Consider the following 12585-nt stretch of genomic DNA (forward strand, 5'->3'; position numbering starts at 1 on the left):
ATTAGAACCATGAGTAAAGTTAAAGCTTGGAGAGAAACCGTAGTAATCCCTACGTATGAAGTAGGAACACCAGAAAAATATCCTGTATTTTTAGAAAAAAGGGTATATCAGGCTAGTACGGGTTCAGTATACCCACATCCTGTAATAGAGCAGATAAGTGATGAGAAAGTAGATAAAGAATGGGATGTTATTTTTATAGAAAATGACTACATACAGCTGATGATTCTTCCGGCTTTAGGAGGAAGAATACAGCGTGCTTATGATAAAATACGTCAGCGTGATTTTGTGTATTACAATCATGTTATAAAACCTGCACTGGTAGGATTAACCGGTCCGTGGATTTCTGGTGGTATAGAATTTAACTGGCCACAACACCACAGACCTAGTACATATGATCCTACAGATTCCTATATTGAAGAAAATAAAGATGGAAGCATAACTGTATGGGTTAGTGAACTCGAGCGTATGTTCCGCACTAAGGGTATGGCAGGTTTTACACTACACCCTGATAAAGCTTATCTAGAAATAAAAGCACAGTTATATAACCGTACACCTCACCCGCAAACGTTTTTATGGTGGGCAAATCCTGCAGTAGCTGTTAATGATGAGTATCAGTCTGTTTTTCCTCCAGATGTAAACGCGGTTTTTGATCACGGTAAGCGTGATGTGTCTGAATTTCCTATCGCAAAAGGAGAATATTATAAAGTAGATTATGCGCCGGGCACCGATATTTCTAGGTATAAGAATATTCCTGTACCTACATCTTATATGGCAATTACTTCAAAATACGATTTTGTAGGCGGCTACGAGAATGATAGTAAAGGCGGATTATTACACGTAGCAGACCATAATGTGTCGCCGGGTAAAAAACAATGGACCTGGGGTAATGGTGATTTTGGTCAGGCCTGGGATAGTAACTTAACAGATGAAGACGGACCGTATATTGAGCTTATGTGTGGCGTTTACACAGACAATCAGCCAGATTTCTCGTGGATGCATCCTTACGAAGAGAAAAGTTTTAAGCAGTATTTTATGCCGTATTACAACGTAGGTGTGGTAAAAAATGCTACTAAAGAAGCGTTGCTTAATTTGGAAATAGAAAATGGAAAGGCAAGATTAAAAATTTATGTTACGGGTATCTATGAGAATGCAAAAGTAACTTTAACCGCTGCAGACCATGTTTATCTTGAAGAAACGCTTGACCTTGATCCTGCAACCGGTTTTGATACCTTAATAGACACGGCCACTGCAGACTATAAAGATTTAAAGGCAACGCTTACTGCTGCTAACGGTAAAGTGCTGGTAAGCTGGTCTCCGGGTGATGATAGCGTAGAAGAAATTCCTGAGGCGGCAAAAGCAGCAAAAGAACCTCAGGACATAGATACAGTAGAGCAATTATTTTTAAATGGGTTGCATCTTGAGCAATACCGTCACGCAACCTTTGATGCGACGGCTTATTATCTTGAAGCTTTAGAGCGCGCTCCCGGTGATGTACGCTGTAATAACGCTATGGGGTTGTGGAAGATGAAGCATGGTAAATTTGAAGAGGCGCTTGCATATTTTAATACTGCTATAGAAACACTTACAAATAGGAACCCCAATCCCTATAACGGGGAACCTTATTTTAATAAAGGTGTTGTTCTCAACTATCTAGGTAGAAAAGATGAGGCATACGCCGCTTTTTTCAAATCCTGTTGGAATGCTGCCTGGCAAGCTGCCGGCTATTTTAATCTCGCACAAATAGATTGTGAACGAGCAGATTTTGATAAGGCATTAGAGTTAGTAGATAAGGCTTTAATAAGTAACTGGCACAATCACAAGGCAAGACATTTAAAGGCGATTATCTTAAGAAAAACAGGAAACAAAGATGAGGCACTTCAGCTTATAGAAGATTCACTTCAGATAGACCATTTTAATTTTGGAGTACGGTATGAGCGCTTTCTGCTAACCGGTGATCAAGAAGATTTAGTAACACTTAAAGAATTATTGCGAGGCTACCAGCATAATTATATAGAGTTTGCACTCGATTATGCACAGGCAGGACAATATGAAGAGGCAATTGCATTGCTTAAAGAGATAGCTCAGGGAGAGCAAGTGTATCCGCTAGTGGGTTATTTTATAGGATATTTCTATCAGCAAAAAGAAGATAACACTAATGCTTCAGAATGGTTTAAAAAGGCTCAGGATCTGTCGCAAGATTACTGTTTTCCAAACCGTTTAGAAGAGGTAATTGCATTGCAGGCGGCTTTTGACTTTGATTCTACAGATGCTAAAGCTTCTTATTATTTGGGTAATTTCTGGTATGCTTCTCGTCAATACAAAGAGGCGCAAAATTGCTGGGAAGCGTCAATAAGACTTGATGAGAACAATGCTATTTGTCACCGTAACCTTTCCTTATTGTATTACAATAAAACTAATCAAAAAGATTTAGCACGTAAGCATCTAGAACAGGCATTTAAACTAGATCCTACAGACGCACGTTTGTTGATGGAGCTGGATCAGTTGTACAAAAAAATAAATGTTTCCGTAGAAGAGCGTTTAGAACTTTTAGAGCAAAACTTAAGCCTAACGCAGTCTCGAGATGATTTGTATTTAGAGCGTATTGCTTTATATAACTTTAAAGGTGATCACGAGAAAGCTTTAGAATTGATAGAATCACGACAGTTTCACCCGTGGGAAGGTGGTGAGGGGAAAGTTCCTTTTCAGCACATAAATACTCACGTAGAATTAGCAAAAAAACTTTTAAGTAATGACAAGGCAGAGAAAGCAATAAGTCATCTAGAAGCCGCTCAGCAATATCCTCACAATTTAGGGGAAGGTAAACTTTTTGGCTCACAGGAAAATGACATCTTATATTGGTTAGGTTGTGCCTACGAGCTATTAGGCAAAACACAATCTGCAAAAGAGGCGTGGCAAAAAGCTTCAGAAGGACTAAGTGACCCAAGCCCGGCAATATTTTACAACGATCAGCAACCAGATAAAATATTTTATCAGGGTCTCGCTTTACTAAAATTAGGGGAGCAGGCCGAAGCTCAAAAGCGCTTTGAAAACCTAAAAAATTATGGAGAGGCACATAAAGAAGATGCTGTAAAGCTTGATTATTTTGCAATCTCATTACCCGATTTATTGATCTGGGAAGAAGATTTGCAAGTGCGTAACCGTATTCACTGTGACTATCTTATAGGTTTAGGCGCTTTAGGTTTAGATAATTTAGCAGCTGCCGAAAAAGCCCTAACTGCAGTTTTAAATCAGGATTTATACCACCTGCCCGCGCAGTTACATCATTTGATGATCTCTAATTCTGAATTAAGTATCAAGTAAAATGATGCTTCTAAAACAGTATATAACTGGTATGCTAACAACCCTGCTTTGCGGGGTTTGTTTACCCTATTTTGCTCAAGAGCGTCCTAATATTTTATGGATAACTTTTGAAGACACTTCACCGCAATTTATGGGTAGTTATGGTAATCCAGATGCAGAAACTCCGGTTTTTGATAGGATGGCATCGCAAGGGGTGCGTTACACAAATGCTTTTTCGACAAATACAGTTTGTTCTCCCAGTCGCACTTCCATAATTACAGGAGTGCCTACCTATGAGCTGGGTACAGGTAATCACCGTAGCAATTATGCGATACCAGATTTTATAAAAGGATTTCCCAAATACTTGAAAGATGCGGGGTATTACGTGACTAATAACAGCAAGACCGACTATAATGTTAAAAATGAAAAAGACTTTATTGCAGAGACATGGAATGAAAGTTCTAACACCGCAGGGTGGTGGAACAAAGAGGAAAGTCAGCCTTTTTTCGCGGTATTTAATATTGCAGATTCGCACCAGTCACGTACAATGTCTATGAGTTATGAGTGGTATGAGCAAAATGTACTTAATTATCTTCCGGTTGCGGTTAAAAATGCAAACAATAAATTAGACGATGCCGCTGAACATTCACAACAAGCAATACCTCAATTTTCTGAAGGTAAAATAGATTTTACTTCGCTGCATAAAATGCATCATATAAGTGACACCGCATTTGCTATGCCTCCTTTTTATAGAGACAGTCCCAAAATGCGTAAGCAAATGGCTCGGGTTTACAATTCGCTCAAGCTTACAGATATTAAAATGGGAAAACTTCTTGAGAGACTTCAATCTGAAGGTTTTATGGAGAATACTATCATCTTTATTTTTGCAGACCACGGCGAAGGAATGCCAAGAATGAAGACAAACGGTATAGGTTTGGGATACCGGGTGCCTTTTGTAGTTTGGTTTCCAGAACGTTATAAGCATCTTGAGCCCAATGGAAAAACAGGTGTTGTGACGGAACAGTTAGTGAGTTTTGAAGACCTCGCTCCTACAGTTTTAAATCTTGCACGTGTAGCAAAGCCCCATTATTTGAAAGGAAGAAATTTTCTAAGCGATAAAGCTGTAGAAGCTCCAAAATATTTATTCTTAGCTTCAGACCGGGCAGATAACGGGCCAGATTTAGTACGTTCTGTTACTGATGGTCGCTACATGTATTCTCGCAACTTTATGCCTTTCTACCCAGAATTGAAGTATATACACTATATCGAGCAAGGTGAGATAACAGCACATATGCGTGAAGATTTTAAAGATAGTAAGCTAAACGAAACTCAAAAGTCAATTTTTAATAGACGTCCTGTAGAGACTCTTTACGATCTAAAGAATGATACCTGGGAAATTAAGAACCTAGCAACTAATAAGCAGTATGATTCTATAGTTAGAAAAATGCGTAATGCATTGATACAAAATATTAAAGAGCGAAAAGATGTGAATTTTATGCCAGAGTATGAACTTGCTCAAGATTTTAAGACCGGTTCTGTATATTCAGAAAAAGATAATACAGCATACTACCCTATTTCTGAAATTTTAAATATTGCGTTGAAAGTAGGTTTTGCTGATGAGCAAAGTATTCAGAATAAAGTAGAAGGTTTAGATCACAAGAATAAATTTGTGCGCTATTGGGCAGCATTGGGTCTTTATAGCGAGCGTAATTCGTTAAGCAGAAAAACTTTATTACAGATTAAAAGCAAGCTAAATGAAACTTACAAACCCGCTCAAATAACACTAGCAGCCGCCCTTTATGATAGAGAAAAAAACAATGAAGCATTAGAAATATTAAAAAAGGCAATTAACATTGAAAATTCAGAAACCAGTTTGATGGCTATTAATTATTTACTCTATACTAAAAATAAATCACCATTCTTAAAGGAAGTTACGCTATTGAATACTTCAGATGTACCCTATAAGGTTAAAGCAGCATGCTTAGATTTCTTAAATCTTGAAGAAACTATAAATTAAGTAGAATATAAAGATAAAAAAGAATGGTAAAGAATCTAATACATATCGTTATACTAGCTTTTTTAGCAATGAGTTTTACGACTTTATATGCACAAACGTTAGCAGATAATCCTAATATTATTTTAATCTACATAGACGACTTAGGCTATGGCGATATTGGTGTTAATGGGGCTATAGGTGTTAAAACTCCTAACATAGATAAGCTTGCAAAAAATGGTATAAACTTTACAGATGCACATAGTGCCGCTGCTACCTGTACACCTTCGCGCTATTCGCTGCTAACTGGGAGTTATGCATTTAGAAAAAAAGCAGAAATTCTTGAAGGTGATGCGCCTTTGTTAATAGATACTACGATACGTACGCTACCGGGTATGCTTAAAGATGCAGGCTATAAAACAGGAGTAGTAGGAAAATGGCATCTAGGTCTGGGCAATGGCAATGTAGATTGGAACACCCGTGTATCGCCAGGACCGGCAGAGGTGGGCTTCGATTATAGTTTTTTAATACCAGCTACGGGTGATCGTGTGCCTACGGTTTTTCTAGAAAATCAACTTGTGGCTAATCTAGATCCTACAGATCCCATTACTGTACGATATGGTAAGGCTATTGAAGGTGGGTATCCTACAGGACGTGAACATCCTGAACTTTTAAAACAATATACAGATAACTATCACCTGAGTGCAATTACAAATGGCATCAGCAGAATAGGCAATATGAAGGGTGGGGCTGATGCGTTATGGGTAGATGAAGAAATTCCTTTTGTATTGAATGATAAAGCAACTGCTTTTATTGAAGATAATCAAGAACAGCCTTTTTTTTTGTTTTATTCGTTTCATGATATTCATCAACCGCGTGTGGCCAATGTAAAGTTTATAGAGTCAAGTACTATGGGCCCTCGTGGAGATGTCATCGCGCAGATGGATTGGAGTGTGGGCGCAATAGTTGATAAGCTTGATAAGTCTGGTCTTCTTAATAATACAATAATCATATTTACCAGTGACAACGGTCCTATTCTAGACGATGGGTATGTAGATTATGCTCGCGAACTTGTAGGAGATCACAAGCCTGGTGGAGTTTTTAAAGGTTCTAAATATTCGGTTTATGAAGCAGGAACCCGTATGCCTACCATTTTACACTGGCCAGCAAAAGTTAAGCCCGGCACATCAAATGCTTTGTTATCACAAGTAGACCTGTATGCAAGTTTAGCAGCGCTAACACATCAAAAACTTAAAAAAAATGAAGCGCCAGATAGTAAAAATAACTGGGACGCCTGGATAGGTAAATCTGATAAAGCACGCACCTTTATGCTTGAGGAAGGTTATACCTATGCATTACGTAAAGGAGATTTTAAGTACATACAGCCTAAGATAGATGCGACTATACCGCAGTGGATACGTTTAAAACATGTAGATCCCGGCTTTAGTACAGTGCCTCAGCTTTACAATTTAAAGTTAGACCCGGGAGAAACTAAAAATTTAAGTGAAGCTCATCCCGAGATTGTGAAAGAGATGGAAAACAGATTAAGTAAAATTTTAAAAAATAAATAAGCAATGTCCCTATTAAAAAAAACACTAAGAAATTACTGGGTATTCTGTATACTCTTAATAGCCAGCTCTTGTAAGCATCAAGCCGAAACTATTAACGCAGCTGATGAAAACTCGCTAACTCAAAACAGAATAGATTTGTCGGGTACATGGCAGGTTAAATTAGATTCTCTTAATACTGGTGAGCAGCAGCAGTGGTTTTCAAACAGCTTAGAAGGCCAGGATATACAATTACCGGGAACACTTGATGATGCCAGTATAGGTAACGCAGATACGCTTACACCTGCACTAAATAATTATGTATTATCTAGTCTGGCTCGTAAACATCAATATATAGGTAAAGCCTGGTATCAGCGTGAGATAAATATACCTAAAAACTGGGACGGTAAAGAAATTGAGCTAACACTTGAACGTGTTTTATGGCAATCAACTGTATTTATTGATGATAAAAAAGTAGAAAGCAGACAGAGTCTTATAGGATCTCACGACTATGATTTAACTTCTTATCTAACACCGGGAAGTCATACTCTTACCGTGATCATAGACAACTCAGATTTTTACCCAAAAATTAATGTGACGGGTGATCGCTATCCTATTGAAGTTAATCAGGAGATGGCGCACGCATATACAAACCATACGCAGATAAAGTGGAATGGTATTTTAGGAGCCATCTCATTAGAAGTTTCAGATAAAGCTTCAATAGCTAATCTTCAGGTATATTCAGATACAAAAAATGAAATGCTTGATTTTGTTTTTGAGACGACTCAAAATAATCTTTCAAACTTAAGTTTAGAAATTTTAAAAGCTGATGGAAGTATACTTTTTTCTCAGCAAATTACCGAGTCAGAAAAAAACGGGAATCGTGTTAACCTAGCGATTAAAAAACCAGAAAGCTTAGAGTACTGGGATGAGTTTAACCCAGTGATGTATAAGGCTGTTTTGAAAACTGAAAAAGAACAAATTACTCAAGAATTTGGTTACAGAACGGTAGCAATAGAAGATGCGCAATTACAATTAAATGGCCACAGAATATTTTTACGTGGAAACTTAGAGTGTGTGATTTTTCCACTTACAGGATATCCGCCTATGCAGGTAGAAGAATGGGCTACCTTGTTTGAGCAAGCAAAAAATTATGGGTTAAATCACATACGTTTTCACAGTTGGTGTCCGCCGGAAGCAGCGTTTGCAGCAGCTGATAAAGCCGGAATGTACTTACAGGTAGAGTTGCCGCACTGGAGTTTAAAAGTGGGAGAAGATGCTGCTACAACTGCATTTTTAGAGCAAGAAGCTGCTAAAATTATAAAAGACTATGGGCACCATCCTTCATTCTTGTTCTTTTCTATGGGTAATGAGTTAGAAGGTGATTTTTCGGTATTAAACAAAATGGTAAATGATCTTAAGCAAATAGATAGCAGACATTTATATGCTACTACAAGTTTTTCATTTCAGAAACCGGCAGGTACACGTCCTGAACCAGAAGATGAGTTTTTTATTGCACAGTGGACAGATAAAGGCTGGATACGCGGGCAAGGTGTTTTTAACGATATAGCTCCTAATTTTAATAAAGATTTTACCGCAAACAGTGCACATATAGAAGTACCTCTTGTTGCACATGAGATTGGTCAATATTCTGTTTACCCAGATTTAAGTGAGATCGAGAAATATACAGGTGTACTAGCACCTTTAAACTTTATAGCGGTTAAAAATGATTTAGAACAGAGAGGGCTTATAGATCTTGCTTCAGATTTTACACAGGCGTCGGGCAAACTGGCTGCGATGCTTTACAAAGAAGAGATAGAGCGCGCTTTAAAAACACCTAGTTTTGACGGTTTTCAATTGTTACAATTACAGGATTTTCCAGGGCAGGGTACTGCACTAGTAGGCTTGCTAAATGCTTTCTGGGAGTCTAAAGGAATAATTACCGGTGAAGAATTTAAAAGGTTTAATAGTGAACTAGTCCCTTTAGTACGCTTTGAAAAAGCGATTTATGAAAACGGAGAATCTTTTGAAGCTCAGCTAGAAGTAGCTAATTTTTATAAAGAACTTAAAAATCAAAAATTACAGGCTACCCTAAAAGATACTAAGGGTAAAGTCATTGCAGAAAAATCAATTGAAAACCTAAATCTTTCCATAGGGAATAATGTGAATTTAGGGGTTCTAGAAACTAAAGTTAAGGTTAATAAAGCAGATGTCTGGACGTTAGAATTAAGCCTTGAAGGAACTCAGTTTGTCAACAGCTGGTCTGTATGGGTATACCCAACACAACACGCAGAGGTAAGTAAAAATATTAGTACAACTCAATCTTTTGATGAAGCTATTAAATTACTTAATGCTGGCAAAACGGTATTTTTTAATCCTGATGTGGCAGACTTAGAAGGTGTAAAAGGGCGTTTTGTACCGGTATTTTGGAGTCCTGTGCATTTCCCTAATCAGCCGGGAACAATGGGATTATTAGTAGATGCAGATAGTGAAGCATTATCAGACTTTCCTACAGCACGTCATACCCAATGGCAATGGTGGGATTTATGTATAAACTCTAAATCTGTAGTCTTAGACGATCTTAATGTGAAGCCTATCGTACGTATCATAGATAATTTTGTGACTAACCGTGATTTAGCAAACGTGTTTGAAGCCCAGGTAGGAGCAGGAAAATTAATATTCTCATCTATAGACCTTTCTTCAGATTTAAAAAATAGACCTGCAGCGCGACAATTGAGGTCAAGCTTACTTAATTATATGGCTTCAGACAACTTTAAGCCACAAAATAAATTGACGATTCAAGACCTTAACCGTTTTAAAAAATAAAGAATAGTTATGAATTTAAATGTTATAAAACATAGCGTAGTATTCGCATTATTAGTATGCTCTAGTATTCAATTAAAGGCGCAATTAAAAGTAGATGAAGTTAAGCCTAATGTTGTGTTTATTCTGGTAGATGATTTAGGCTGGATGGATCTGGGAGTGCAGGGAAGTACCTTTTACCAGACACCACGGGTAGATGAGCTGGCATCAAATGGATTACGTTTTACAGATGCTTATGCTGCAAACCCTGTATGTAGTCCTACACGAGCTAGTATTATGAGTGGTAAAGATCCTGCAGATGTTTCTGTTAATATTAGTAACTGGATAGGTGCTCAGTTGTATGAGAAAAGAACTAATCAAGCTTTGATACAACCCGGTGTGGGAGATCATTTACCATTAGAAGAAATAACTATGGCAGAAGCTTTTCAACAGCAAGGCTATACTACGCAGTTTATTGGAAAATGGCACCTGGGAGAAACCGAAGAGTTTTGGCCTGAAAAACAAGGTTTTGATGATAATATAGCGGGCTGGTCACGAGGTAACCCCGGTAGTTTTTTTGCACCGTATAACAACCCAAGAATTTCTGATGGTCCTGATGGGGAGTATTTGCCGTATAGATTAGGAAATGAGGCGGTATCTTTTATAGAACATAGTGCTAAAGAGAAAGATCCTTTCTTTTTATTTTTATCAATGTATAATGTTCATACCCCTATTGAAGCGCCTAAAGATTTAGTTGCCCGTTTTGAAAAAAGACGCGATCAACTAAAGTTATCAAAAAAAGGTGCCTATAAATTAGACGAGGGTGTAGAGAGCAGAACAAATCAAAGTGATGCGACCTATGCTGCGATGATCTGGGCTATGGATTCTGTTGTAGGGATGGTACAGGATAAGTTAGACGAATTAAACTTAACTAAAGAAACGGCTATTGTATTTTTCTCAGATAATGGCGGCCTGTCTAGCCCTGGTTATGGTGTAACTTCTAATTTACCACTTAGAGGCGGTAAAGGTTTTTTATATGAAGGTGGTATAAGAGAACCACTTATTATACGTTATGACCCGTTAACGTCGAGTCACAAAGGTAGTGTTGTTGCAGAACCTGTGATTAGCCATGATTTTTACCCTACGTTGCTCGATATTGCAAATCTTGAAAAACCTAAAAATCAAGAACTCGAAGGCGTAAGCCTAAAGCCGTTGCTATCTCAAAAAGACTTAGCTAGAGAAAGCATTTTTTGGCATTATCCACATTATAGTCCGCAGAAAGGAAAACCGGGCTCTGCCATTAGAAAAGGAGATTATAAGCTTATTCATTTTTATGAAAATAATGTTGATGAATTGTATAACCTTAAAGAAGATATAGGTGAAACAAATAATATTGCTAAAGAACACCCGCAATTAGTAAAGGAACTTAATTATGAATTGTTTGAGCATTTAGAAAAAATAAATGCATCATATCCTGTAAAGAGACCAATAAAAGTAGATTAATAGGTGCTCCCTTATTTTTAAAGTAAATTTGAAAAAGGCAAATTAATAGATGATGTTCAAATTGAGTTTGATTAAAAAAAGAGGATACGCAGTAGTGTTAAGTTTAAGTGCAATAGCGTTTTTAATCTCTTGTGGAGAACACGCAGATAAAGAATCAAAAAAAAATCAACAAGTTGAGGTAATTAAGCAGCCATATACCAAAGAACTACTTGTAGAGCAACCAGAAAGCCTTACGGTTCCTGACGGAATGGTTTGGGTTTCTGGTGTTCATTTTACACAGGGAGCGTCAAACGGTGATGAGGCAGCTTTGCCCCGTGAAAAACCGGCTCATCCTGTAGCTGTTGATGGTTTTTTTATAGATAAAACCGAAGTGACTAATGCTCAATTTAAAAAGTTTGTAGACGCCACAGGGTATCTTACTGTTGCAGAGCAACCTATAGACTGGGAGGAGATGAAAAAAGAATTACCCCCAGGAACGCAAAAACCGGCAGACAGTATTCTACAGCCGGGCTCGTTGATTTTTAACCGAAATGTAGAAAATGTAACAGACCTGCGTAATTATTCACAATGGTGGGAGTGGAAAACAGGTGCAAACTGGCAACATCCTCAAGGACCCCAAAGCACTATTAATGGTAAAGATAATTACCCTGTAGTGCATATCTCATACAAAGATGCATTAGCGTATTGCAAGTGGGCAAACCGCAAACTTCCTACAGAAACTCAATGGGAAGCAGCTGCACATGGTAAATTAAACGGTGGGGTTTATACGTGGGGAGAAGATAGTGCAGCATTACCAAAAAAGGCAAATACGTGGCAAGGTAATTTTCCTAATAAAAACTTAGTTGAAGATGGCTATGCTAATGCCGCACCGGTAGCTTCTTTTGATTCAAATTCACTAGGTATTTATGATATGGCGGGTAACGTGTGGGAACTCACACAAGATAATTTTTCGGTAAACTATTATCAGGAAATTGCGGGTAGCGGTGAACTTAGAAATCCGCAGGGACCCGAGGTATCTTATAATCCCGAAAATCCCTATCAAGAAGAAAAAGTAATAAAGGGAGGTTCTTTTTTATGTGACGACTCATACTGCGCCAGCTATCGCATCTCAGCTAGAATGGGGCAAAGTCTTGACTCTTCTTCAGACCATACCGGTTTTAGAACCGTTGCTACCGTAGATATGCTCGAGTAAAAAGTAATGCTAAGAATTGAATTTCCTTGAGCCAGGCCTTTGTGTTATTTTTTGTTCAAGTACCTTAAATGGAGCACAAGTAAAGCTTATTCAAAATTATAGTATTTTCACTTCGAGTGAATTACACGGAGCTTGAGCGGAGTTTAATTAGTATCGAGAAGTACAAGTTAACTGGGTTCTCGATACACTTCTCTTCGGTTACCACCTCAAAAAAGCACTCGAACTGACAGCCTGAGTAGAGTTTAATT

Annotated in this window: 6 protein-coding genes; all 6 read left to right on the forward strand. The window is 37.9% G+C overall.

Translation table 11 applies throughout. From position 1 onward, the window contains the following. Nucleotides 1–9: 9 nt before the first annotated feature. The 6 genes from ACIGAM_RS10005 (at nt 10) to ACIGAM_RS10030 (ending at nt 12337) form a co-directional block, all read left to right on the forward strand. The gene (locus tag ACIGAM_RS10005) at nt 10–3321 is read left to right on the forward strand and encodes a DUF5107 domain-containing protein (protein WP_396511317.1); all 3312 of its coding nucleotides are present in this window, start codon (nt 10–12) and stop codon (nt 3319–3321) included. Nucleotides 3322–3352: 31 nt separating this feature from the next. Beyond that, on the forward strand, nt 3353–5317 hold the full coding sequence (locus tag ACIGAM_RS10010) for a sulfatase (protein WP_396511318.1): 1965 nt from the start codon (nt 3353–3355) through the stop codon (nt 5315–5317). A gap of 23 nt (nt 5318–5340) precedes the next feature. Then, nucleotides 5341–6864 carry an arylsulfatase gene (locus tag ACIGAM_RS10015; protein WP_396511319.1) on the forward strand — a complete coding sequence of 508 codons (1524 nt, stop codon included), beginning with the start codon at nt 5341–5343 and terminating at the stop codon, nt 6862–6864. A 3-nt stretch (nt 6865–6867) separates the two neighbouring features. Beyond that, the gene (locus tag ACIGAM_RS10020) at nt 6868–9666 is read left to right on the forward strand and encodes a sugar-binding domain-containing protein (protein WP_396511320.1); all 2799 of its coding nucleotides are present in this window, start codon (nt 6868–6870) and stop codon (nt 9664–9666) included. Nucleotides 9667–9675: 9 nt separating this feature from the next. Continuing rightward, on the forward strand, nt 9676–11145 hold the full coding sequence (locus tag ACIGAM_RS10025; protein ID WP_396511321.1) for a sulfatase: 1470 nt from the start codon (nt 9676–9678) through the stop codon (nt 11143–11145). 67 nt (nt 11146–11212) lie between these two features. Continuing rightward, nucleotides 11213–12337 (forward strand): formylglycine-generating enzyme family protein, encoded by a 1125-nt coding sequence (locus ACIGAM_RS10030; protein WP_396511322.1) that lies wholly within the window; start codon nt 11213–11215, stop codon nt 12335–12337. Nucleotides 12338–12585: the final 248 nt, after the last annotated feature.

This window comes from Leeuwenhoekiella sp. NPDC079379, from assembly GCF_044542075.1.
In the GTDB taxonomy this organism is placed as follows: Bacteria; Bacteroidota; Bacteroidia; order Flavobacteriales; family Flavobacteriaceae; genus Leeuwenhoekiella.